This is a genomic window from Pseudomonas sp. 02C 26 (genome assembly GCF_002843585.1).
GTDB classification, from domain to species: Bacteria; Pseudomonadota; Gammaproteobacteria; order Pseudomonadales; family Pseudomonadaceae; genus Aquipseudomonas; species Aquipseudomonas shirazensis.
The window spans coordinates 2,777,281-2,801,839 of sequence record NZ_CP025262.1; the positions used below are offsets into that span (position 1 = coordinate 2,777,281).

General features: G+C 62.6%; 21 protein-coding genes. 13 read left to right on the forward strand and 8 right to left on the reverse strand.

Annotated elements, in window-relative coordinates; translation table 11 throughout:
- Positions 1-20 precede the first annotated feature (20 nt).
- The 7 genes from proX to CXQ80_RS12520 all read left to right on the forward strand — a co-directional run bounded on the left by proX (position 21) and on the right by CXQ80_RS12520 (position 8,042).
- Complete coding sequence (gene proX, locus CXQ80_RS12490; RefSeq protein WP_224786349.1) at positions 21-1,043, forward strand: glycine betaine/L-proline ABC transporter substrate-binding protein ProX; 1,023 nt, start codon at positions 21-23, stop codon at positions 1,041-1,043.
- Between the two features lie 57 nt (positions 1,044-1,100).
- Positions 1,101-2,447, forward strand: coding sequence for a dimethylsulfonioproprionate lyase DddP (gene dddP, locus CXQ80_RS12495; protein ID WP_101319885.1), 1,347 nt, complete (start codon positions 1,101-1,103; stop codon positions 2,445-2,447).
- A gap of 158 nt (positions 2,448-2,605) precedes the next feature.
- Positions 2,606-3,616 (forward strand): GlxA family transcriptional regulator, encoded by a 1,011-nt coding sequence (locus CXQ80_RS12500; protein WP_101319887.1) that lies wholly within the window; start codon positions 2,606-2,608, stop codon positions 3,614-3,616.
- A 46-nt stretch (positions 3,617-3,662) separates the two neighbouring features.
- Positions 3,663-4,979 (forward strand): FAD-binding oxidoreductase, encoded by a 1,317-nt coding sequence (locus CXQ80_RS12505; protein WP_101319889.1) that lies wholly within the window; start codon positions 3,663-3,665, stop codon positions 4,977-4,979.
- A 68-nt stretch (positions 4,980-5,047) separates the two neighbouring features.
- Positions 5,048-5,575 carry an MFS transporter gene (locus CXQ80_RS12510; RefSeq protein WP_101319891.1) on the forward strand — a complete coding sequence of 176 codons (528 nt, stop codon included), beginning with the start codon at positions 5,048-5,050 and terminating at the stop codon, positions 5,573-5,575.
- 72 nt (positions 5,576-5,647) lie between these two features.
- The gene (locus CXQ80_RS12515) at positions 5,648-6,550 is read left to right on the forward strand and encodes a dihydrodipicolinate synthase family protein (RefSeq protein ID WP_101319894.1); all 903 of its coding nucleotides are present in this window, start codon (positions 5,648-5,650) and stop codon (positions 6,548-6,550) included.
- Between the two features lies 1 nt (position 6,551).
- Positions 6,552-8,042, forward strand: coding sequence for an aldehyde dehydrogenase (locus tag CXQ80_RS12520; protein WP_101319896.1), 1,491 nt, complete (start codon positions 6,552-6,554; stop codon positions 8,040-8,042).
- Positions 8,043-8,101: 59 nt separating this feature from the next.
- On the opposite strand, the gene CXQ80_RS12525 is transcribed toward CXQ80_RS12520, so the two are convergent.
- Positions 8,102-9,331, reverse strand: a complete 1,230-nt coding sequence (locus CXQ80_RS12525) for a benzoate/H(+) symporter BenE family transporter (protein WP_101319898.1) — start codon at positions 9,329-9,331, stop codon at positions 8,102-8,104.
- A 91-nt stretch (positions 9,332-9,422) separates the two neighbouring features.
- On the opposite strand from CXQ80_RS12525, the gene CXQ80_RS12530 reads away from it, so the two are divergent.
- The 4 genes from CXQ80_RS12530 (at position 9,423) to CXQ80_RS12545 (ending at position 15,647) form a co-directional block, all read left to right on the forward strand.
- Positions 9,423-10,928 (forward strand): PLP-dependent aminotransferase family protein, encoded by a 1,506-nt coding sequence (locus CXQ80_RS12530; RefSeq protein WP_101319900.1) that lies wholly within the window; start codon positions 9,423-9,425, stop codon positions 10,926-10,928.
- 275 nt (positions 10,929-11,203) lie between these two features.
- Positions 11,204-13,090: a penicillin-binding protein 2 gene (gene mrdA / locus CXQ80_RS12535; protein WP_101319902.1), complete on the forward strand. Its 1,887-nt coding sequence runs from the start codon at positions 11,204-11,206 to the stop codon at positions 13,088-13,090.
- A 225-nt stretch (positions 13,091-13,315) separates the two neighbouring features.
- On the forward strand, positions 13,316-14,533 hold the full coding sequence (locus tag CXQ80_RS12540; protein ID WP_101319904.1) for an acyl-CoA dehydrogenase family protein: 1,218 nt from the start codon (positions 13,316-13,318) through the stop codon (positions 14,531-14,533).
- Positions 14,534-14,543: 10 nt separating this feature from the next.
- Complete coding sequence (locus CXQ80_RS12545) at positions 14,544-15,647, forward strand: sigma-54-dependent Fis family transcriptional regulator (RefSeq protein ID WP_101319906.1); 1,104 nt, start codon at positions 14,544-14,546, stop codon at positions 15,645-15,647.
- A 33-nt stretch (positions 15,648-15,680) separates the two neighbouring features.
- On the opposite strand, the gene CXQ80_RS12550 is transcribed toward CXQ80_RS12545, so the two are convergent.
- From CXQ80_RS12550 to CXQ80_RS12575, 6 genes are read right to left on the reverse strand one after another with little or no spacing between them, the layout of a single operon-like run.
- The gene (locus CXQ80_RS12550; protein ID WP_101319908.1) at positions 15,681-17,633 is read right to left on the reverse strand and encodes a response regulator; all 1,953 of its coding nucleotides are present in this window, start codon (positions 17,631-17,633) and stop codon (positions 15,681-15,683) included.
- A complete protein-coding gene (locus CXQ80_RS12555) occupies positions 17,623-18,495 on the reverse strand; it encodes a sensor histidine kinase KdpD (protein ID WP_101319910.1) in 873 nt (290 codons plus the stop codon). The genes CXQ80_RS12550 and CXQ80_RS12555 overlap by 11 nt, the downstream gene beginning before the upstream one ends.
- On the reverse strand, positions 18,488-19,504 hold the full coding sequence (locus CXQ80_RS12560) for an ATP-binding protein (RefSeq protein WP_371918872.1): 1,017 nt from the start codon (positions 19,502-19,504) through the stop codon (positions 18,488-18,490). Before CXQ80_RS12560 ends, CXQ80_RS12555 begins: the two co-directional genes overlap by 8 nt.
- The gene (locus CXQ80_RS12565; protein ID WP_101319912.1) at positions 19,495-19,899 is read right to left on the reverse strand and encodes an anti-sigma regulatory factor; all 405 of its coding nucleotides are present in this window, start codon (positions 19,897-19,899) and stop codon (positions 19,495-19,497) included. The genes CXQ80_RS12560 and CXQ80_RS12565 overlap by 10 nt, the downstream gene beginning before the upstream one ends.
- Positions 19,896-20,258, reverse strand: coding sequence for an STAS domain-containing protein (locus CXQ80_RS12570; RefSeq protein WP_101319914.1), 363 nt, complete (start codon positions 20,256-20,258; stop codon positions 19,896-19,898). Before CXQ80_RS12570 ends, CXQ80_RS12565 begins: the two co-directional genes overlap by 4 nt.
- A gap of 3 nt (positions 20,259-20,261) precedes the next feature.
- Positions 20,262-21,113: an STAS domain-containing protein gene (locus tag CXQ80_RS12575; RefSeq protein ID WP_101319916.1), complete on the reverse strand. Its 852-nt coding sequence runs from the start codon at positions 21,111-21,113 to the stop codon at positions 20,262-20,264.
- Positions 21,114-21,374: 261 nt separating this feature from the next.
- Here CXQ80_RS12575 and yghU point away from each other — a divergent pair, with 261 nt between their 5' ends.
- The gene (yghU, locus tag CXQ80_RS12580) at positions 21,375-22,214 is read left to right on the forward strand and encodes a glutathione-dependent disulfide-bond oxidoreductase (RefSeq protein WP_101319918.1); all 840 of its coding nucleotides are present in this window, start codon (positions 21,375-21,377) and stop codon (positions 22,212-22,214) included.
- 34 nt (positions 22,215-22,248) lie between these two features.
- Here the strand turns inward: yghU and CXQ80_RS12585 are convergent, their stop codons facing one another.
- Positions 22,249-23,247, reverse strand: coding sequence for a bile acid:sodium symporter family protein (locus CXQ80_RS12585; protein ID WP_101319920.1), 999 nt, complete (start codon positions 23,245-23,247; stop codon positions 22,249-22,251).
- A 123-nt stretch (positions 23,248-23,370) separates the two neighbouring features.
- On the opposite strand from CXQ80_RS12585, the gene ampC reads away from it, so the two are divergent.
- Positions 23,371-24,510, forward strand: a complete 1,140-nt coding sequence (ampC, locus tag CXQ80_RS12590; protein ID WP_101319922.1) for a class C beta-lactamase — start codon at positions 23,371-23,373, stop codon at positions 24,508-24,510.
- Positions 24,511-24,559: the final 49 nt, after the last annotated feature.

Consider the following 24,559-nt stretch of genomic DNA (forward strand, 5'->3'; position numbering starts at 1 on the left):
GAAGGTACGCGACGATGTCCATGCCCATGCTCCCCCGCAGTTTGCTCCAGTGCGCCAGCGCGCTGACCCTGGCCGCCGCTGCGCTGTGCGCGCACGCCTCGGCTGACAAGCCCGGTGACGGCGTCAAGGTCACCCCGATCTTCCCGGCGATCGCTGAAGAGCGTTTTCGCGGCGAGGTCGCCATGGAGGGCCTGCGCGAGCTCGGCTACAAGGTTCAGGAGCCCAAGGAAACCGAATATGGCGTGATGATGATGGCACTGGCCAGTGGCGATGCCGACTTCACCGTGCACCTGTGGGACAAGCTGCACGACAAGTTCTACCAGCAGGCCGGTGGCGACGACGTCATGGTCAAGGCCGGCGATATCATGCCGGGTGTTCTGCAGGGCTACCTGATAGACAAGAAAACCGCTGAAGCGCACAACATCAAGTACATCACCGATCTGAAAAAACCGGAGATCGCCAAGCTGTTCGACACCGACGGCGACGGCAAGGCCGACCTGACGGGCTGCAACCCTGGCTGGGGCTGCGAGCTGGTGATCGACCATCACATGAAAGCCTATGGCCTGGACAAGACCGTCACGGTCAACCAAGGCTCGTACTTCGCCCTGATGGCCGACACCATCACCCGCTACAAGGAAGGCAAGCCGATCCTGTACTTCACCTGGGTTCCGCAGTGGATCGCCACCGTGCTGGTCGAGGACAAGGACGTCGTCTGGCTGGAAGTGCCGAAAACCGACCTGCCGGACGGCAACAACAGCGTCGACACGATGTACAAGGGCAAGAACCTCGGCTTTGCCGTGGACAAGATCGTCGCGGTGGTGAACAAGGAATTCGCCGAGGAAAATCCGGCGGCGCTGAAATTCCTCTCGGTGGTGCAGATCAGCACCGCTGATGAGAGCTCACAGAACCTGCGCATGCAGCAAGGCGAGAAGAAGCCGGCTGATATCACCCGCCACGCCAAGGAGTGGGTTGCGGCCCACCGCCAGCAATTCGATGCCTGGCTGCAGACAGCGCGCGCTGCGGCTACCCAGAAGAGCAACTGACCTCAGCCGTGAACGGCGCGGCAGGTTCGCCTGCCGCGCCAAGGATGACCCCAGCGCATGATGACCTCACCCTACTCGATTGCCAGCAACGCCCGCCGTATTGACCCGACCAGGCGAGCTGCCAGTGCCTTCATGGCCGACGGCTCGGTTGCTGATAACGACCGCGTCGAAACCGGCCCGACTGCATTGGCCTTCGTCGAATGGGCGCAGCTCGGCCTGCAGCCGCCGCACCTGGCACGCATGCGCGAATACCGCTTGCGGCGGGTCCAGGAGCAACTGGTAGCCCGCGACCTGGGCGGTATCCTGCTGTTCGACCCGCTGAATATCCGCTACGCCACAGACAGCAGCAACATGCAGCTGTGGACCACGCACAACCCGGCGCGGGCCTGTTTTGTCGCTGCCAGCGGCCATGTCGTGCTGTGGGACTTTCATGGCTGCGAGCACCTCTCGGCGCACCTGCCGCTGGTCAGTGAACTGCGCAGCGGCGCCTCGTTCTTCTACTTCGAAACGGGCGACCGTACCGACGAGCATGCGCGGCGGTTTGCCGATCAACTTGAACAACTGTTGCGCCAACACGCAGGCAGCAACCGCCGCCTCGCCGTCGACCGCATCGAAGTAGCCGGCCTGCGGGCCCTGGATGCGTTGGGTATTGAGGTGTGCAGTGGGCAGCAAGTCACCGAGATGGCCCGCCTGATCAAAGGCCCCGATGAAATCAGAGCCATGCGTTGTGCAGTGGCGTCGTGCGAAGCGGCGGTGGGCGAAATGCACACGGCGATGCGCGCAGGTGTCAGCGAGAACGACGTCTGGGCTGCCTTGCACGCCGGCAACATTCGTCGCGGCGGCGAATGGATCGAGACGCGCATCCTCAGCTCCGGCCCGCGCACCAACCCCTGGTTCCAGGAATGTGGCCCGCGGGTACTGAGCGATGGCGACCTGCTGTCGTTCGATACCGATCTGATCGGCGTATATGGCATGTGCGTCGACATGTCGCGCAGTTGGATTTGCGGCGGCCTGCAGCCAAGCGCCGAGCAGAAACTGCTGTATCGGATTGCCCATCAGCACATCAGCCATAACATGGCCTTGGTCAAACCGGGCGTGCGTTTCAGCGAGTTGAGCGCAAATGCCCATCGCCTGCCCGAAGCCTGCCGCGCCCAGCGCTACGGCGTGCTGTTCCATGGGGTTGGCTTATGCGACGAATACCCCAGTATCCGGTACCCAGAGGACGTCGCTGCGTATGGCTATGAAGGTGAACTGCAAGCCGGCATGACTTTGTGTGTCGAAGCCTATATTGGCGAGGTCGGCGGGCGCGACGGTATAAAACTGGAAAATCAACTACTGGTCACCGAAGCAGGACATGAACTGCTGACCCACTATCCGTTCGATGAGAGTTTCCTCAGCGACTGACTATCTTCCCCGTGCGGATTTATAACGGCGGGTTATCCATAGTTGTCCGGAAATGTCGTTGGACGCTGCATTCCATGAAGCATAACTTTGTCATCAGCCGTAGCGCCTGAGCCAATCGCCTGCGTGCTACTGGCCACTTAGTCTGAGCGTTAGTCATCATGAAAATAATAAAGACCTTCAGCAGTACGTTCGCCGAGCGCAATCTGCAGTCGCTGTCCACGCGCGATGAATGCATGCAAAAGGCCACTGTCGGTTTCCTGCTTCTGGATAACTTTTCCCTGCCGTGCTTCACCCAATCGCTCGACGTGCTGACCACCGCCAATCTGCTCAAACCAGGTTCGGTCAGGGTGCACACGTTCAGCCATGACAACAGCGCGGTCATGAGCGACCTGGCTATCCCGATCCAGCCGAGCACACCGCTGACCGACGTGCGTATCGCCGACCTCGACCTGATGATCATCTGCGGCGGCCTGCGCACGCCCCGCGTGGCCCCACAGTGGTTGACTGCCTTGCTGCAGACCCTGGCGCGGTTGCCGGTGGCCTTGGGTGGCCTGTGGAATGGCGCGTGGTTCCTCGGCAAGGCCGGCCTGCTGGATGGCTACCGCTGTGCCATCCACCCTGAGCAACGCACAGCCTTGGCCGAGCGCTCGCCGAATACCAATGTGTGCTTCGACAGCCAAGTCTGTGACCGTGATCGCCTGACCGCTGCAAGCCCTGCCGGGGCGTTCCAGATGACTATCCAGTGGTTGCGCCAGTGCACCAGTACAACCCTGACCGATGCTGTCCTCGACATGCTTGATTATGACCAGTCACGCTTTCGCAGCGCGCTCAACAAGCGCCAGCCGCGCCTGAGTGCACCGCTGCGGGAAATCATCAGCTTGATGGAAGCCAACCTCGAAGAACCGTTGGAGCCTGAGCAACTTACTCACTACGTGAAGTTGTCGCAACGGCAAATGCAGCGCTTGTTTCGTGAACAATTGGCGACCAGCCCACAACGCTATTACCTGCAACTAAGAATCACCGAAGCACGGCGCCTTATTCAAAACTCCGGTGGCGCCCTGATTGATATCGCAACGGCCTGCGGCTTTGTCTCATCCAGTCACTTCAGCAAGTGTTACAGCGCCCTGTTTGGCTACCCACCTTCCAAAGAAGCGCGCTTTGAACTTTAACGGAAGGCACCGCCTTCACTCGGTTGAATCAAACAGGATGTCCACCATGAAAGTAGCGTCATTACCGGGCGATGATCAAACCTGTGGCTGGTATCACCTGAGCAAAGGCCGCACGGTGCGCCCTGCCCATACAGGGCACAGCCGCGCCCGTTGGGTAATCGTCGGCGCAGGCTTCACCGGGCTGGCAACCGCCCGCCAGCTGGCGACGCACTTCCCCGACGAACACATCGTGCTGGTAGATGCCCAGGAAGTCGGCTTCGGTACTTCGGGGCGCAACGCAGGCTTTGTCATCGACCTGCCCCATGACATCGGCGCGCCGGACTACATCGGCGATATCGCCACCGCAAAGACCACCATGCAGCTCAACCTCAGTGGTAAAAATTACCTGACCGAGCTGGTCGAACGCTTCAATATCGACTGCCAGCTGAGCCACTGCGGCAAGTACCAGGCGGCCGTCGAAGATCGCGGCATCGCCGTGCTCGAGGCCTATCGCTCTGGGCTGGACAAGCTCGAGCAGCCGTATCAGATGATCGACGCCGAGGCACTGCCCGAGCACATCGGCACGCGCTTCTACCGTAAGGCGCTGTTCACCCCAGGCACCTCGCTGATCCAACCGTCGGCGCTGGTCAAGGGCCTCGCCGACAGCCTGCCGAGCAACGTTACCCTGTATGAGAACACGCCAATCAGCGAAGTCGAGTACGGCGCCCGCAGCGTGCTCAAGCACGCAAATGGGTCGATCACTGCCGACAAGCTGATCCTCACCAACAATGCCTTCGGCATGAGTTTTGGGTTTCTCAAGGGGCGCATGTTGCCGGTGTTCACTTACGCCAGCCTGACCCGGCCGATGACCGCCGACGAGCAGGCCCGATTGAGCGGCAAGGCGTACTGGGGGGTGATCCCGGCCGACCCGTTCGGCACCACCGTACGCCGCACGCCTGACCAACGCCTGCTGATCCGCAACAGTTTCAGCTTCAACCCGGACGGGCGCAGCGACCCCAAATATCTGGCGCGTTTCGCTGCCCGCCATCGCGCCTCGTTCGAGCGCCGCTTCCCGATGCTTACGCAATTGCCGTTCGAATTCACCTGGGGCGGCGCCCTCGCCCTCTCTCGCAACCACGCGGGTTACTTCGGCGAGCTGGCTGGCAACGTCTACGGCGCACTGTGCTGCAACGGCTTGGGCGTGACTCGCGGCACGGCTACCGGCAAGTTGCTGGCGGACTGGCTGGCGGGTGAGCGATCCGAGTTGATCGATTTTGTCCTGCGCTCGCCTGGGCCAAGCGCCAACCCCCCGGCCGCGCTGGTGTCGATGGGGGTCAACCTGAACCTGTTGTGGGGCCAGTACCGCGCAGGGCAGGAAGGCTGAGCGCACGCAGTGCGGCGGTGCGTCCGCCGCTGCCGCGGCAAACCGAACACGCATGATCAGGAACAACAATGACAAGCCTTGCTCTCTCAGTGGAAGAAGTCCCGCTCAGCCCGTTCCATACACTGCTCACCTGGCCCTCCGGGGGCGGCTCGTTCGTCGATGGCTATGTGCTCAGCATAATCGGCGTGGCCCTGGCACATATTTCCAGTGCACTGGCCATGACCACGCTGTGGGAAGGCTTGACCGCAGCCTCTGCCCTGATCGGGATATTCTTCGGTGGCTCTCTCGGCGGTTGGCTGACCGATCGCCTCGGCAGGCGGCGGCTGTTCTTCGCTGGCCAGGTATTGTTCGTGCCGGCTTCAGCGGCGCAGTTCTGGGCAGACAGCGCACTGAGCATTCTTCTGCTGCGCCTGGTGATCGGCATCGTGTTCTGGACCTGCTGCCTCATCCCGCTGCCTATCTCGCTGTACACCCTGGGCATAGCCCAAACCATGTACAGCGCGGCGCTGATCACCCTGATCGGATTGCTGCTGTCTTGGCTGCTGGCACCGGAAACACGTTCGCTCAACCTGCAGCAAGCCGCCGCGCTTGGCTGATACCGCATGCTGCGCTGGCCGTATCGGCCCGCATCGTCTCACCGCTAGTGACACTACCTGGGAGCACCATCAATGAAGTTCGAAGGCATCTATACCCCGGCCATCACCCCTCTGGACGCAGACGGCAACATCGACAAGGCCGCCTTCGCCGAGGTCCTCGAATACCTGGTCGAGGCCAAGGTCCACGGCATCATCATCGGCGGCTCCACGGGCGAGTATTACGCTCACACCGCTCAGGAGCGCTTCGACCTGGCGGCGCAGGCCAAGGATGTTTTGCACGGGCGCCTGCCCTTGATCGTTGGCACCGGCGCTATCCGCACCGAAGACTCGGTGGCCTACGCTGAAGCGGCCAAGGCGATCAAGGCCGACGCCCTGCTGGTCGGCTCGCCACCGTATGCCCTGCCGACCCAGCAGGAAGTCGCCGAGCACGTCCTCGCAGTCGACCGCGCCGCGGGCTTGCCGATCATGCTCTACAACTATCCAGCGCGCATGGGTGTGCACATGGGCCCGGAGCTGTTCGACGCGCTGGCGGGTTGCCGCAACATCGTCGCCATCAAGGAAAGCTCCGGCGACATGGCGCAACTGCACCGCCTGGCGACCAAGCTGCCACATATCGCCCTGTCTTGCGGCTGGGACGATCAGGCCCTGGAGTTCTTCGCTTGGGGCGCGCGTAGCTGGGTCTGTGCCGGCTCCAACTTCATCCCGCGTGAGCATGTGGCGTTGTACCAGGCGTGCGTGATCGAAAACGATTTCGTCAAAGGTCGGCAGATCATGGCGGCGATGATGCCGTTGATGGACTTCCTTGAAGGCGGCAAATTCGTGCAGTCGATCAAGTACGGCTGCGAGCTCAATGGCCTGCGCACAGGCGGTGTTCGAGCTCCACTGAAAGGCCTGCAAGACAGCGAAAAGGCCGAGCTGAAAGAAGTCGTTGCCACTCTCAAGCGCGCTGTTGCACACATTAATGGAGGAGTCTGAGATGAGCGAGTTGCTGAGCAAAGAAGAGTACGCCGCGATCGCGGCGGACATGCAATACCGCACCCAGGCGTTCATCGACGGGCGCTTCTGCGCAGCCCAGAGCGGCAACACCTTCGTTACCAGCAACCCTGCGACCGGCGCCAACCTGGCTGAAATCGCCTCTTGTGATAGCCGCGACGTAGATATCGCCGTTGCCGCCGCCAAGGCTGCATTCGCCGATGGCCGCTGGCACAAGCAAGCACCAGCTGCACGCAAACAAGTGCTGCTGCGCTTTGCACAACTGCTGGAAGACAATGCCCATGAGCTGGCTGTTCTCGAAAGCCTGGACAGCGGCAAACCGGTCAGTGAATGCCAGACAGTCGATGTGCCAGAAACCATCAACACTTTGCGCTGGCACGCCGAGCTGATCGACAAGGTCTACGACAGCACCGCACCAACCGGGCATGGCGCGGTGACCCTGGTTGTGCGCGAAGCAATCGGTGTGGTCGGCCTGGTGCTGCCGTGGAACTTCCCGTTGCTGATGCTGGCCTGGAAAATCGGTCCCTCGCTGGCCGCGGGGTGCTCGATCGTGGTCAAGCCGGCCAAGGAAACAACCCTCACCGCTCTGCGCGTCGCCGAGCTGGCGCATCAGGCCGGCGTACCGGCTGGGGTATTCAACGTGACCCCAGGTGGCGGCCGCGAGGCTGGCGAGCCGATTGGTCGGCACATGGACGTTGCCATGGTCAGCTTCACCGGTTCGACCGACACCGGCCGGCTATTCCTGAAGTATGCCTCCGAGTCCAACCTCAAGCGCGTGGTGCTGGAGCTGGGCGGGAAAAACCCGGCGGTGGTGATGAATGACTGCGAAGACCTCGAGCAGGTCGCCGAGTACGTCACTGCCGGTGCGTTCTGGAACATGGGTGAGAACTGTTCGGCAACCTCGCGGTTGATCGTTCATGAAGACGTCAAGGACGAGCTGCTGAGCCTGATTGGCAAGCAGTTGCACAACTGGCAACTGGGCGACCCGCTCGATCCGCAGAACCGGCTAGGTGCGATGGTCAGCAAAGCGCATTTCGACAAGGTGCGCAGTTATCTCGATTACGTTGCCGAGCACAACTTGGAGGTGGTCCAAGGCGGCGCAACACAAGCCGGCGTGTTCGTGCAGCCGACCATCGTCGATGGCGTTGGCCGAGACAGCCCGCTGTTCATCGAAGAGATCTTTGGCCCAGTGCTAAGCGTCACCAGCTTTGCCAGCCTGGACGAAGCCATCGAGCTGGCCAACGACACAGTCTATGGCCTGGCGGCCTCAGCCTACACCGGCAGCCTGCGTAATGCGCTGCGCTTGTCACGGGAAATCCACGCGGGCGTGGTGACCGTCAACTGCTTCGGCGAAGGCGATGCCTCGACGCCGTTCGGCGGCTATAAGCAGTCCGGGTTTGGTGGTCGCGACAAGTCGATCTGGGCGCATGATCAATACACCGAGCTTAAAACCATCTGGATCGATGCATCCTGAGTAGCTGAACCTGCTCACAGCCAAGCGCCGCTGCGAGGCGGAGCTCGGCTGGCAAGTTTTCAACGCGTAGCAGCTGGATTGCTGACCCGCGCGGGCGCATCGGCTTTGTTGAAGCCGTTGAGCAGCGCATGCGCAGCAAGACCAATCAGCAAGCCCCAGAACGCACCGCCAATACCCAGCAAGGTAATGTTGGCGGCAGCGGCCAGAAAGGTGATCAACGCCGCTTCGCGGGTTTTCGCATCGGCGGTAGCGCTGGCCAGGCTGCCGCCGATGGTGCCCAGCAAGGCCAGCCCGGCCAGGGTGGCGATGAAGCTTGCCGGCAAGGCCATGAACAGCGCCGCCAGGGTCGCCCCGAACATCCCTACCAACACATATAGCAAGCCAGCGGCGATGCCGGCGATCCAGCGCTTGGACGGCTGTTCGTGGGCTTCCTTGCCGGTGCAGATGGCCGCGGTGATCGCTGCCAGGTTGAACGCATGCGAGCCGAACGGCGCCATCAACAGCGAACCCAGCCCGGTCACCGTCACGATGGGACTGGCGCTGGTGTCGTAGCCATCGTTGCGCAACACCAGCATGCCCGGCATGTACTGCCCGGTCAGGGTGATCAAAAACAGCGGCAAAGCCACACTCAGCAGCGCATTGAACGAGAACTGCGGCACGGTGAACACCGGCTCGGTCAGTTGCCAGTGCAGGCCGGACAGGTCAAGCCGGCCCTGCACCAGCAAAAAGCTCAACCCCAGCAGCAGAATGCCGGCCACCGCATAGCGCGCAGTGAAGCGCTTGAGCAGCAGGTAGCAGGCAATCAGCAGCCCGGCCAGCAGCGGATCGATGCTGACGCTGCTGAACGCACCAATGCCAAACTGCAGCAGAATCCCGGCCAGCAGCCCTGCTGCTACCCCGGGTGGAATCAGTGCAATGACCTTGTCGAACCAGCCGGAACAGCCCAGCAGCACGAAGGCCGCGGCACAGACCATGTAGGCGCCTACCGCTTCGGCATAAGGCGTAGTTGCCAGCGCGACGACCAGAAACGCCGCAGCCGGCGTCGACCAGGCGGTGATGATCGGTGCGCGATAGCGCCAGCTCAGGTACATCCCGGTAACGCCCACGCCAATGGACACCGACCAGACCCACGAGGCCGTCAGCTCAGGGCTCAGGCCGGCCACCTTGGCCGCCTGGAACACCAGGATGAAGGTGCCGCCATAGTTGACGATGACCGATACCAGACCGGCAATGATCGGGTGCAGCAGGTCGCTCGGGCGCAGTGACGAGCGAGAGGCATTGAGTGACATGGTGAACAGCTCCAGGCAGTGGCGAGGCGCAGAGTCTACGGATAGACTGGCCTGCCGCTTCAGGCCAATTCATGCAGCCAGGGCAGACCACATGGCAAAAACGTTCGAACTTGAAACCCTGCAGATGCGCTTGGCCGACAGCGAATTTGCCAGCCTCGATCTGCACCAGCGAATCCAGCGTTCACTGCGTGCACTGATTCTCGAAGGCTCGCTGAGTGCCGGCCTGAAGCTGCCCGCCACGCGAGTGCTGGCGCGCTCGCTCGGCGTGGCCCGCGACACCGTCGAGAACGCCTATGTGCAGTTGCAGCGCGATGGCTACATCAACCGCCGAGGAGGCGCTGGCAGCTACGTCGCGCAAACCCTGGGCAGCGAGTTGCATGGCGCCGCACGCCGGCGCATGCAACAACGCGACGCACGCCGTGCTCAAGCCGCCACGCAAGCGGCCGGGCTGAGCCAGCGCGGCCAGCAGATCCTCGCCAGCGGCGGCATCCATGACCAGCAGGCGATCAAGGCCTTCGCTACAGGCCTGCCGGAAACCCGCAGCTTCCCCACTGAGACCTGGGAGCGCCTGCAACGCCAGGTCATGAAGGACTACCGCGGCAACGTCTTGCTGCATGGTGACCCGCAGGGTGCCGAGCCGCTGCGCAAGGCCATCGCCACGTACCTCAACCTTGAGCGCGGCGCCAACTGCAAGCCCGAGCAAATTCTGGTGCTGAGCAGTACCCGCCAAGCGTTGTTCCTGTGCGCGCAGTTGCTGGTAGACGCGGGCAAACCCATCCTGCTGGAAAACCCCGGCTATTTTGGCGCGAAAAAAGCTTTCGAAGCGGCCGAGGCCAAGGTCGTGCCGATCGACGTCGATGAACAAGGCGTGCGCATCGACCTGCTGCGTGCCGATCGCAGCGCTGCCAATTGCCTGTACGTGACGCCGTCGCATCAATACCCCACCGGCGCCACCCTGCCGCTGGCGCGCCGGCTGGAGCTGCTCGGCTGGGCGGCCGAGCACGGCAAATGGATCATCGAGGACGACTACGACAGCGAGTTTCACTACGACGGGCTGCCCACCGCCTGCATGCAGGGGCTGGACCGCTACCAGCGCACGATCTACCTCGGCACCTTCAGCAAGACCCTGTTTCCCGGCCTGCGCATGGGCTACATGATCCTGCCCGAACAACTGGTGCAGCCGTTTGCCTGCGCCCGCAGCATCATCGACGGGCATACCCCGCAGATCCTGCAACTGACCCTGGCGCGCTTCATGGAAGACGGCCATTACAACGCCCACGTGCGCGCCATGCGCAAACTCTACAGCCGGCGCCGCCTGTACATGCTGGATGCCATTGCCAGGCACCTGCCAGGCATTGCCACCGCCCTGCACCCGCAAGGCGGACTGCAGATTCCCTGCCTGCTCGAGGCGGGCTGGAGCGAGCAGGACACCATCCGCGTAGCGGCCAGCGCCGGCGTGCAGTTGCCTGGCCTGAGCCGGCTCTACGCGGGCGAGCACAAGCAGCAAGGCTGGCTGCTGGGCTACTCGTCCCTGACCGAGCATGAAATCGAGACGGCCATGTCGCGTTTGGCCATGGCGTTGAAGTCAGGTGGCTGACCCAGTGCGCTGTCGCCACCTGGGGCGCAAGTCCGATACGGGGTGATTACCCTGCTGCAAGAGGCCTCGATCAGACGAGCACGCCATGCAGTAGCAGTGCAGCAAGCCGTGCCCTGATGAGTCACATGAATGAATATTCATGCAAGGCTGCGGCTCAGTGCTGCCGGGGCTGACGGGCCATCCGGGCAGGCTCGCCGGGGGCGGCTTGCTTGAGCAGCAGCGGGTGCTTGCGTAGCATCGCCGACCCGGTGACCTCTCCACCCCGAAGAACGCGCATGCCCCAACCCATCCCCCTCAAGGATCACGAACAGGAAAAGCAGCTGGTCAACCGCCGTCTGTTGGTCTGCGCCGTGCTGACCTGCAGCCTCGTTGCGGTGCTGATCGCTCGCCTGTACGTGCTGCAGGTGCTGCAGCACGACCAGCAAAGCGCCGTTTCCGAAAACAACCGCGTGCACGTGCTGCCGATCGCGCCTGAGCGCGGCCTGATTTACGACCGCAACGGCGTCGTGCTGGCCGACAACAAGCCCAGCTTCAACCTGACCATGACCCGCGAGCGCGCCGGCGATTCAGCCAAGGTGCTCGACAGCCTGACGCAGATTCTCGGCCTGGCCGACGACGACCGTCAGCAGTTCAACAAGGATCTGCGCCGTGGGCGTAAACCGTTCGAACCGGTGACCTTGATGGTGGGCCTGAGCGAAGAACAGATCGCCCTGATCGCCGTCAATCAGTTCCGCCTGCCGGGGCTTGATGTAGAGCCGCAGTTTATCCGTGAGTACCCGCTCAATGAGCACTTTGCGCACTCGGTGGGCTATGTCGGCCGGATCAACGAGAAGGAAGCCAAGACCCTCGACAGCACCGAGTACCGCGGTACCCAGTCGATCGGCAAGACTGGCGTCGAGCGCTTCTACGAGGATCAGTTGCACGGTCATGTCGGCTACGAAGAGGTCGAGACCAACGCCCAGGGCCGGGTCATGCGCGTGCTCCGCCATCAGGACCCGATCCCGGGCAAGGACATCATCCTCAGCCTTGACGTGCAGCTGCAGCAGGCCGCCGAAAAAGCCCTGGGCGATCGCCGTGGCTCGGTGGTGGCGCTCGACCCCGCCACCGGCGATGTGCTGGCGATGGTCAGCAACCCAAGCTTTGATCCTAACCTGTTCGTCAAAGGCATCAGCTTCAAGCAATACGCCGCGCTGCGCGATTCGATCGACCGGCCGCTGTTCAACCGGGTGCTGCGCGGTTTGTATGCGCCGGGCTCGACGATCAAGCCGGAGGTGGCCATCGCCGGCCTCGACAGCGGCGTAATGACGCCCGCCAACCGGGTGTTCGACCCCGGCTACTACGAGCTGCCCAACTACGACCACAAGTACCGCAACTGGAACCGCAGCGGCGATGGCTGGGTAGACATGTACACCGCGATCATGCGCTCCAACGACACCTACTTCTATGACCTCGCGCACAAGCTGGGCATCGACCGCCTGCATGACTACATGGCCGAGTTCGGCCTCGGCCAGAAGGTCTCGTTGGACATGTTCGAGGAAGCCGCCGGGCTGATGCCGTCGCAGCAATGGAAGCGCGCGACTCGCCGTCAGGCATGGTTCCCCGGTGAAACGCTGATCCTGGGGATTGGCCAGGGCTACATGCAGGTCACCCCGTTGCAGCTGGCCCAAGCCACCAGCCTGCTCGCCAGCAAAGGCGTGTGGCACCGCCCGCACCTGGCCCGGAGCATTGGTGGCGAGCCGCCGCAGGATCCGCACCCGATGCCGGATATCGTCCTGCACGACAAGCGCGCGTGGGACCAGGTCAGCCAGGGCATGCAGATGGTCATGCACGACCCGCGTGGCATCGCCCGCGCCTCGGCGGCTGGCGCCCAGTACCGAATTGCCGGCAAGAGCGGTACCGCGCAGGTAGTGGCGATTCGTCAGGGCGAGCGCTACGACCGCAACAAGACCCTGGAGCGGCACCGCGACAATGCCTTGTTCGTCGGTTTCGCCCCCGCCGAGCATCCCTCGATTGTGGTCGCGGTGATGATCGAAAACGGCGAAGCCGGCGGCCGCGTCGCCGGTCCGGTGGTGCGCGAGGTGATGGATGCCTGGCTGCTGGACAGCCAGGGCCATCTGAAGCCCGAATATGCCGGTGGCGAGCACGCTTCGCCGCATTCCTGACTCGCTGCGCAGACGGCCACGCATACAGAAACCCTATAAAGGAATAAGAGTATTCTTTCTTATTCCTTTTTAAATAACCCCAGTTCTTCTATAACTGTCTGCACTGTACAGCCGCCAACAGCTGGCCAACTGTCTGCAGCGCAGCACCCCATCAACAGTAAGCCCCAACAGCCTCGACGATTGCTCAAGCAAAGTCCCCCGCTCAATTGACCTGGAGACTCGCCCATGAGCAACCCGCTCGACAACGCTGCCCTGGCCGGCGGTATTGCCCGCCCCGCTCGCTCCTCGGCCCTTGGCATTGCCCGCGAGCTGGCTGAGCAGTTTGCTCAAACCGCAGTCGAGCGCGACGAACGCGGCGGCACGCCCAAGCGCGAGCGTGACGCCCTGCGCAGCAGTGGCCTGCTCGCGCTGACCATCCCCACCGCCTATGGCGGCCAGGGCGCCAACTGGCGCGAAACGCTCGAAGTGGTGCGCGAATTCGCCCGGGTCGATAGCTCGATTGCCCATGTGTTCGGTTTTCATCACTTGATGCTGGCCACCGTGCGCCTGTTCTCGCGGCCCGAGCAATGGCAACCATGGTTCGAGCAGACGGCGCGCAAGCATTGGTTCTGGGGCAACGCCCTCAACCCTCTGGACACCCGCACCGTGGTCAAGCACTTCGACGGCTGGTGCGAGTTCTCCGGGCAAAAGAGCTTCTGTTCCGGCGCCAGCGATTCAGAGATGCTGATCGCCTCGGCCGTGGACGAACGTGCCGGCGGCAAGCTATTGATCGCGGCCATCCCCAGCGCCCGCACCGGCATCAGCCTGCACAACGACTGGAACAACATTGGCCAACGCCAGACCGACAGCGGCAGTGCCACCTTCGAACGGGTGCGGGTCGAGCAGGACGAACTACTGCTCGATCCAGGCCCGCTGAGCACGCCATTCGCCGCCTTGCGCCCGCTGATCGCTCAGTTGCACTTCGCCAACCTGTTCCTCGGCATCGCCGAAGGCGCCTTTGCCGAAGCCCGCCAGTACAGCCTCAAGGAAAGCCGCCCCTGGTTCCGCTCCAGCGCGGCACAGGTCAGCGAAGACCCTTATGTGCTGCGCCATTACGGCGAGTTCTGGGTCGGCCTGGAAAGCGTGCGTTTGCTGATCGAGCGCGCCGCCGACCAGCTCGATGCTGCCTGGCAGCAGGAGCATGCGTTGAGTGCAGAGCAACGCGGCGACCTCGCCCTGGCCATCGGCACGGCCAAGGTCGCGGCAACCCGCCACGGCCTGGATATCTGCAACCGCCTGTTCGAAGTCACCGGTGCCCGCGCCACCCATGCCTCACTGCGCTTCGACCGGCATTGGCGCAACCTGCGCACGCAAACCCTGCACGACCCCGTGGATTACCGCATCCACGAGCTCGGCGAGTGGGCCCTCAACGGTAAGCGCCCTGTCCCGTCCTTCTATTCCTAAAGGCACGCCCATGCAATTGCTCACCCTCCCCCCGTCACCGTCACTGGCCACCTCGATCCGGGCGACCGCGCAGGTCTTCGAAGACCCCCGTTCGCAGGCGCTGCTGGCCCACTTGCAACAGGTTGCGCCAAGTGAGGCCAGCGTGCTGATCATCGGCGAGACCGGCACGGGCAAGGAGCTGGTGGCGCGCCATATCCACGACCTCAGCGGGCGCCGCAACGGGCCGTTCATCGCGGTCAACTGCGGGGCGTTTTCCGAGTCGCTGGTCGAGGCCGAGTTGTTCGGCCACGAGAAAGGCGCCTTTACCGGCGCGCTCGCCGCCAAGGCCGGCTGGTTCGAGGAAGCCAACGGCGGCACGCTGTTTCTCGACGAGATCGGCGACCTGCCCTTGCCGATTCAGGTCAAGCTGCTGCGCGTGTTGCAGGAGCGCGAGGTGGTCAGGCTAGGCTCGCGCAAGAGCATCCCGATCAATGTGCGGGTGCTGGCAGCGACCAACGTGCAGCTGGAAAAAGCCATCAATGCCGGGCATTTTCGCGAAGACCTGTACTACCGCCTGAGCGTAGTGACGCTGTCGCTGCACCCGCTACGTGATCGCCCCGGCGATATCATGCCGCTGGTGCGCCATTTCATCCGCCGCTACAGCGAGCGCTTGGGTTATGGCCCGGTCGAGCTCAGCCCACGCGCGCAGGCCAAGCTGGTCGAATACAGCTGGCCGGGCAATATTCGCGAGCTGGAAAACGTCATCCATCACAGCCTGCTGACCTGCGGCAACGGTGAAATCCAGGCGCAGGATCTGCGCATGTCCAACCTGCGCCTGGAGCGCCAGGAGGATGCCGCCGCCAGCCATGGTGGTTCGGCAGAAGAACTGCTGGAGCAAGCGTTCAGCCGGCTGTTTGAGGAGCACTCCGGTGAGTTGTTCGAGAAAGTCGAGAACGCCCTGCTGCGTTCGGCGTATCACTTCTGTCACTACAACCAGGTGCATACCGCGCAGTTGCTGGGGCTGTCGCGCAATGTCACGCGCACCCGCTTGATCGCGATTGGCGAACTGGTGGTGAACAAGCGCCGCAATCAGGAGGAAAGCGTGCATAGCCGTGTGGTGGGTTTGTCCATCTGACCTGCAGCCCGGCCCGCCAGGCTGCAGCCAGGGTCAGTCTGGGCTGACCCGCCCGAGTGAACGACAGACCTTGGCCAGCAGCTCGCCAATCTGGAACGGCTTGATCAGCATATCCATGCCCGAGCCGAGAAACGCCTGCCGATCCAGCGCGGTTTCGGCGTAGCCGGTCATGAACAGCACCGGTAAGCCTGGCCGATAAACCCGGGCCATATCAGCCAGCTCGCGACCGCTGATGCCTGGCAGACCGACATCGGTGAGCAGCAGTTCGATACTGCTGTCGTTGCGCAGATGGTCCAGCGCCTGCTCGATGGTTTCCGCCAGCGTGTAGCGGTAACCGGCGTCGGCCATCACCTCAGCCACCGACAGGCGCACCGAAGCCATGTCTTCGACGATCAGCACATGCTCACCTGCGCCTCTTTGATCGACGTGGGCAACCAGTGCTTCACTGACCGCCTCGCGATTGCTCGCAGGCAGAAGCAAGGTCACTTCTGTGCCCTGTCCCTGCACGCTGCGCAACGCAACATGCCCACCAGACTGACGAGCGAAGCCGTAGATGGTCGACAGGCCAAGGCCGGTGCCCTGGCCCAGCGGTTTGGTGGTGAAGAACGGATCGAAGACCTTCTCCAGCACGTCCGGGGCGATGCCACTGCCGTCATCGCGCACCGTTACGGCGATGTAAGCGCCATCCTGAAGATTGGGGTCGGCGCGGGCCACGACTGCTGAAGTAGTGACCCAGATATGCCCGCCTTTGATCAACGCATCGCGGGCGTTGATCACCAGGTTGAGCACGGCGCTTTCCAGTTGCACCGGGTCGACCAGCGCGGTCGCCGGGCACTCGCTCAGTTGCAACTGCAGATCGATGCGTTCACCGATGGTGCGGGTCAGCAGCTCTTGCAGCGAACGTATGCGCTCGTTGACGTCGACCGGGTGGGTATCCAGCGGCTGCTGCCGAGCGAAGGCCAGCAGACGATGAGTCAGCGAGGCCGCGCTCATCGCCGAGCTCAGCGCGGCATCAGCATAATGGGGGACTTTCTCGAGGCGGTTCTCGCCGACGCGTTTACGGATCAACTCCAGGCTGGTGATGATCCCGGTGAGCAGGTTGTTGAAGTCGTGGGCGATACCGCCAGTCAGGCTGCCCAGGGCGTCCATTTTCTGCAACTGCAGCAGCTGCGCCTCGGTGCGCGCGCGCTGGGCCATCTCGCGGGCCAGCTGAATGTTGGCATCGTCGAGCTTGGCCAGGTGCGAGCGCTCGCGATGGCGATGCTCGGTAACGTCTTCGACAAATACCAGGCACAGGCCCGGCGTGCGGTATGGCGACAACTGCCAGTCGGTGTCGCGCAACTGGCCTTTCACCGTCATGCCCAAGGTACCGCGCCAGCGCTCGCCGTCTGCCAGGTGCTGACGCAAGGCAGCCAGGGCCAGTTCCTGGCCCGGGGTGAAGCATTCCAGCAGCACTTCAGGCTGCTGATTATCCTGAATCAGCTGAGCGAATGCATGGTTGCACTCATGCACTTTGAACTGGGCATCCAGCACCGCAATCGGCGCCGACACGTTGCTGAAGATCTCGCGAAAACGCGCCTCGCTGTCACGCAGTGCACGCTCGGTGTCACGCACCCGCAGCAAGGTGCGCAGAGTCGCCTGCAGCACATCCGGGTCGACCGGGTGCACCAGGTAGGCATCGGCTCCGGCCTCAAGACCGGTAATGATGTCTCCGGTCAGGATCGACGCAGCCGAGACATGGATCACCGGCAGCAGCGCTGTCTCGGGATCGGCGCGCAACAGGCGTACGACATCGAAACCGCTCATGTCCGGCAGGTTCACATCCAGGATCAGCGCATCGATCTGTTCATTGCGGATCATCTCCAGGCCGTCGCCGCCAGTGCCTGCCTCGAGTACCTGATAGCCGTGCAGGGCCAGCCGCCGACGCAGCGCGTAGCGCGTGGTGGCGTTGTCGTCGACGATCAGCAGGCGGATCTCAGAGCTCATCGGCGCTCTCCTGGGCGATGGCAAGCGGGATGATTACAAAGAACGTCGAGCCGACCCCGGGTTCACTTTCTACGCCCACTTCTCCGCCCAACAGCGCAGCGAAGCGTTTACACAAGGACAGGCCCAAGCCAGTCCCGCGCAGGCGTTTCTGCAAAGGCGAGTCGACCTGGGCGAAATCTTCGAACAGGGCGCCGAGCAGTTCCGGGGCAATACCGATACCCGAATCACTGACGGCAAAGCGGACGCGGTCATTACCGTGCAGACGGGCCGACACGCGGATCTCGCCACGCAAGGTGAATTTCAGGGCGTTGGCAATGAAGTTGCGCAGGATCTGCGCCAGCTTCTTGTCATCGGTATACAGCTGCGGCAAGCCTTGCGGCTCCTCGAAGATCAGGTCGACCGCGCCCATGTCGACGATCGGCCGGAACATCCCGCGCAAGGCGGCGAACAGGTCGAGCATATCGAACCAGGCTGGCGAGATATTGATCCGCCCGGCCTCGATCTTGGCCAGGTCGAGCAAGTCGTCGACCATGTCGCTGAGCTCGCGGGTTGCCGAGCTGATAAATCCCACCTGCAACTGCTGTTCCTTGCTCAGCGGCCCGTCGATTTCGTCAGCGAGCAGGCTGGTGATGCTCAGGATCGAGCCCAGCGGCGTACGGAATTCGTGGCTCATGTAGGCCAGGAAGCGGCTCTTGAGGTCGGATGCCTGGCGCAATTGCTCAGCCTGCACGTCCAGCTCGGCATACAGTGCGAGCACGCCCTGATTGGTCTCTTCAAGCTCATCGCGCAACGCTTCGTTGTCGGCTTGCAAGCGGCTGATGAGGGCGGCCTGCTCGGCCGAACCGGGAATCTGTTCAGGCATAAGCAGCCTCCAGGTCAATGACCAATACGGTGACATCATCACGACCGCGGCAAAAATCCCGGTGCAGAATTCCAGCGATGATCGCCGGGTGGCGCGGGGCCAGGCCCGGATAGGCTTGCAGGTTCCAACGCGATTGCAGCCCGTCGCTGTACATGATCAACAGATTTCCCTGTACCTGAGCGTAGTTGAACACCTGACCCTTGCGGTATTGACCGCCGACGATGCCGGGATACGAGGTCAGCCCGCGCGGACGTTCGCCGCCTACCAGCGTCGCACCGATGTTGCCGATACCGATAAAGGCCAGGTTGTCCGCTGCAGCGTCATACTGGGCAATCGCCGCCGCGCCGCCGCGGGTGCCGCCCATGGCGTTGTGCATTTCGGCGAGCAACTGTTCGGGCTCGCTGAATGGGGTCCGAGCAAATTCCGTAGCGCCCGCCATGGCGGCAGAGGCAGCCTCGCTGCCATGACCGAGGCCATCGACCACCAGGGCACTCAGGCGCTGCTGATCGCGGGTGACATACCAGGTGTCGCCACAGGCTGGATCGTTATGCAATGAATGCTGACTGACGCCGATGCGTACGTCAGCGCCCTTGACATCGCGACGATGCAAACGCGCCAGCACTGCCGCGCCGCGCTCGTCCGCATACACGTCGAACACCTGCGCCTGGCGGCTGACAGCGCCAAGGCCGATGCCTTGGGTACCGGCTGTGGAATATCTGTCCGTCAGGCAGGCATGCACGTCAAAGCCAGGGCCTCGGTCGATGGCCAAGATCTCGAGTGCATGTGCCGCGCCATGCGGCAAAACACGCAGGTGCAGTTCGCCGCGTTCGGCATGCTTGAGCACATTGCTGGCAAGCTCAGTGGCAACCAGCGCCGCACGGCCTGCGTCGGCCTGATCAAAACCGTGGTCTTCGGCAAGCTTTTGCACGGTACGCCGGGCATGACCCACCTGGCTGCTGTCATCGAGCGTCAACACCTGGGTCAGGCTGGCCGCAAAAGTCATGTCCATCGAGTTATGGTCACCCGAGTGCCTTGCCCTGGGGCGGTATCCAACTCGAATTCGTCGACCAACCGGCGCGCCCCCGTCAGGCCCAGGCCCATGCCGTTGCCAGAGGTCCAGCCGTCGGTCAGGGCCAGCTTGGTATCGGGGATACCCGGGCCTTCGTCACGAAACACCAGACGCAGACCCACCCGGCCAAGGCCGTCGATGATCTCCCAGTCCATGTCGCCGCCACCGCCATACACCACGGTGTTACGCGCCAGCTCGCTGACGGCGGTGACCATCTTGGTCAGGTCGACCAGGCGCATGCCGCATTCGCTGGCCAGCTTGCGCGCCAGTTGCCGCGCAAGCACCACATCCTGCTCGATGCGTACCGGTTGACTGCCGCTATCGCGGACGTTCATGACTGGCCTACCCGCTGGCGCAGCAGGTGCATGCCGCGATCAACGTTCAGTGCCGTACTGACACCGGGCAAGGTCAGCCCCAGTTCGACCAGGGTGATGGCCACGGCAGGCTGCATGCCCACCAGCACCGTCTCGGCATCAAGAATGCGCGACAGGCCGGAAATGGTGGCGATCATGCGGCCGATGAACGAATCGACCATGTCCAGCGCCGAGATATCGATCAGCACACCGCGGGCGTTGGTCTGGTCGATGCGGCTGGTCAGGTCATCCTGCAGGCGCAGCGCCAGTTCGTCATGCATGTCTACCTGGATGGTCACCAGCAAAAACTGGCCCATCTGCAGGATCGGGATACGCTCCATCGTTTATGCCCGCTCGCCGATGTCGGTGCCCAGGCGCTTGAGCGCGAGTTTCAGTGCATCGGCCAGGTTCGACTTGGTGGTCAGGGTGCCCAGGTCCAGGCCCAGGTGCACGATGGTCTGGGCGATCTGCGGGCGCACGCCACTGATGATGCAATCAGCGCCCATCAGGCGGATTGCGGTGACGGTCTTGAGCAGGTGCTGAGCAACCAGGGTGTCCACGGTCGGCACGCCGGTGATGTCGATGATGGCGATTTCCGAACCGGTATCGACAATGCGCTGCAGCAGCGACTCCATGACGGTCTGGCTGCGGTGCGAGTCGAGTGTGCCGATCAATGGCAGCGCGAGCACGCCTTCCCATAGTTTGACCACTGGAGTGGACAGCTCGAGCAGCTCTTCCTGCTGGCGCTTGATCACTCCTTCACGGGTCTTTTGATAGGTGCGGATGGTGTGCAGGCCAAACGCATCGAACAGCTCGGAAATTTGCCACAGCTGTTCGGCAAGCTCGGCTGGCTGATCGCGGTACTGGGTTTGCAGCAGCGCAAACAGCGGGCCTTTCAGCGAAAAGATGAACGAGGCAGTCTGATGCGACTCCTGGCCGAGCTGGGCACGGCTGGCGGAGAGTTTGTCGAGGAAGCGGCGGGTTTCTTCCCAGCCCGCAGCCGCTGGGTTGTCACTGCCCTCATGGCGCAAGCCATCTACGATCAGTTGCAGAAACTCACGGGTTTGCTGACGCAGGTCCTGCTCTTTGACGTTACGCGAAGCGCCGCTGGCTTCAAGCGCTGTCTGCCAATCATTGAGCAACTTTGGCTGATTGCCGACGATCGCTTCCAGGGTGCTGCCTTGCAGTGCTGCCATATGCGGTTAACTCCGAAAACTTGCTGAGATGCCATCGATCATTCACATCGCATTGAATGACATCCGCGGATATGAATAGTTGAGAAAAACTGCAATAAATCGCTCGCATGCCCGCTGCGCTGCAGCTAACTCTAGGCCATGTTTGCCATTCATGGGCCAGCACGCCATGCCGACAAGCCACTTGCCCTGAACGACACCGCCGTGGCATAGATCTATAGGTGAGCTTTTTAACAGAAACCGCGCATTCTAGGAGAGTTCTTTGTGAGCGACTCACAGTACGTACCGCCCAAGGTCTGGCGCAACGAGCCCGCCAAGGCCGGCAAGTTCTCCAGCACCAACCGTCCGGTGGCAGGCGCCACCCACGAGCAGGCCTTGCCACAGGGCAAACAGCCGCTGCAGTTGTACTCGCTGGCGACGCCCAACGGCGTCAAGGTGACCATTCTCCTTGAAGAATTATTGGCACTCGGCCATAGCGGCGCCGAGTACGACGCCTGGCTGATCCGTATTGGCGAGGGCGAGCAATTTTCCAGCGGTTTTGTGGCGGTCAACCCCAACTCGAAGATCCCGGCACTGCTTGACTGCAGCCAACAGCCACCGGTGCGGGTGTTTGAATCGGGCTCGATCCTGCTGTATCTGGCAGAGAAGTTCGGTGCGCTGCTGCCGAGCGCCCCAGCCGCACGAACCGAGACACTCAACTGGCTGTTCTGGCAGATGGGCGCAGCACCCTACTTGGGCGGCGGCTTCGGCCACTTCTATGTGTATGCGCCGGAGAAGATCGAGTACGCCATCAACCGCTTCACCATGGAAGCCAAGCGCCAGCTGGATGTCCTTGAGCGGCGCCTGGCCGAAAGCCCTTATCTGGGCGGTGACGAGTACAGTATCGCCGACATCGCCGTATGGCCCTGGTACGGCCAGTTGGTGCGCGGCAACCTGTATGACGCGGCGCAGTTCCTCGCCGTCGAGGAATACCCCAACGTGCAACGCTGGGCCGAAGCAATTGCCCAGCGCCCGGCAGTACAACGCGGCACGCGGGTCAACCGCACCTGGGGCGATGAGGCCACGCAGGTTGCACAGCGTCACTCTGCGCAAGACCTGGATTAACCAGTAACCCGTGCCGGGGCTGCGCCCCGGCCAGTTACGTTGAGGACGAAGCTGCTTCGCCCTCGACCTCTTCCTTGCGGCTGGCATAACGCTGGGCCAGCACTGCACAGACCATCAATTGAATTTGATGGAACAGCATCAACGGCAGGATCATCGCGCCGATCCCGCTACCGACGAACAGCACCTGCGCCATGGGCACACCGGTAGCCAGGCTTTTCTTCGAGCCAGCAAACAAAATGGTGATGCGGTCTTCGACACTGAAGCCGAGCGCTCGGCCGAGCACCCGCACGCCCAACAGCACTACCGCCAGCAGTATCCCGCACACGGCGAACAGGCCGGCCAGATGTTGTGGCGACACGGTGTGCCAGAGCCCGGTGACAACCGCTTCACTGAACGCGGTGTAGACCACCAGCAGAATCGAGCCCTGATCGACGATCTTCAGCCAGCGCGCGTTGCGCTTGACCCAGTCGCCGATCCAGCGCCGGGCGATCTGGCCGGCCACGAATGGCACCAACAACTGCAGGGTGATTTTCAGCACCGCGTCCAGGCCCGAGCCGGTATTGCCGTCGGCACCCAGCAGCAGCATCACCAGCAGCGGGGTGAGGAAGATCCCCAACAGGCTTGAAGCCGCTGCGCTGCAGATCGCTGCCGGGACGTTGCCGCGCGCCAGCGAGGTAAAGGCGATTGCCGATTGCACCGTGGCCGGCAAGGCACACAAATAGAGCACGCCCAGGTACAGCTCGTTGCCTACCAACGGCACGAACAGCGGCTTGAACGCCAGCCCCAGCAGCGGAAACAGGACGAAGGTGCAGGAGAACACCAGCAGGTGCAGACGCCAGTGGCCAGCACCCTTGATGATTGCCTCGCGCGACAGCTTGGCCCCATGCAGGAAGAACAGCAGGCCGATAGCCAGGTTGGTCAACCAGCCGAACACCACTGCACCCTGGCCCGAGCACGGCAGCAGCGTAGCGATCAGCACCACGCCGAGCAGGGCCAGGGTGAAGTTGTCGAACAGCATGCGGAGGTACTTCATTACTCATTCCTTGTTGTCATCGTGCAGCGCACGACGATAAGGTCTGCGGCTTATCTGCGCTAACGCTGGAACGCCCGCCAGTGTCGCGCAACGGACACCGCATACGCTGAAGACAGGAATCCCATGCTCACTTCCCGCACACTTCTCACCCTGCTTGGCCTCACCTGCTCGCTGGCCAGTACGCACAGCCTTGCTGATGATCTGCAATCTCGGGTCGATGCCGTGGTCAAACCGTTGATGGAAAAACACGCGATCCCAGGCATGGCAGTTGCTGTGTTCGCCGATGGCCGAGAACATATCTTTACCTATGGCGAAGCTAACAAGGTCGACCACCAGCCGGTAAGCCGCGAGACCCTGTTTGAAGTCGGGTCGTTGAGCAAGACTTACACAGCGACACTGGTGGCGCTGGCCAGTGCCGAGGGTAAAGTCGATCTGGCCGCGCCAGCCAGCCGCTATCAACCTGCGCTGAGCAACACGGCCTTGGGCCAGGCCACCCTGCTGGAGCTGGGCGCGTATAGCGCCGACTGCCTGCCATTACAGTTCCCGGATGACGTCGAGAGCGACGCCCAGGCGCTGGTGTTCCTCCAGCAATGGCAACGCAAGGCTGCGCCAGGCACGCAGCGCTGCTATTCCAACCCCAGCCTCGGCTTGTTTGGCGACCTGGCAGCGCGCGCGCAGAAGCTGCCCTTCGCGAAGTTGATGGAAGAGTCGCTGCTGCCAAAGCTTGGCCTCAACCACACCTACCTGCAGGTGCCTGCCAGCGCACAAAGCCAGTACGCCCAGGGTTATGACGCGCAGCAGCGGCCAGTACGGGTCACGCCCGGCGCCTTCGCTGATGAGGCCTACGGCATCAAGACGACGATCGTCGACGCGCTGCGCTATGTGCGCGTGCAGGTACAGCCCGAGCAATTGACTGCACCACTCAAGCAAGCCATCGCCCTCACCCACCAAGGTTACTTTCAGGTGGGCCGCATGACTCAGGGCCTTGGTTGGGAGCGCTACCCTCATCCCGTGACTCTGCCCACACTACTCGCGGGCAACGGTGCCGGTATGGTCCGCGAGCCGCAGGCTGTAACCCGCTTGAGCCCGGCCAGCCCCGCCGACGCTAGCGCTTGGTACAACAAGACAGGGTCAACCAATGGCTTCGGTGCCTACGTTGCATTTATCCCCAGCAAAGGCCTGGGTATCGCCCTGCTGGCCAACCGCAATTACCCCAATGAAGCCCGTGTCGAAGCGGCCTACCAGATCCTTTCCGGGCAGTGACTGATGGATTGTCGGACATTATGTAGTGAGGGAAAATATTCACTACAAA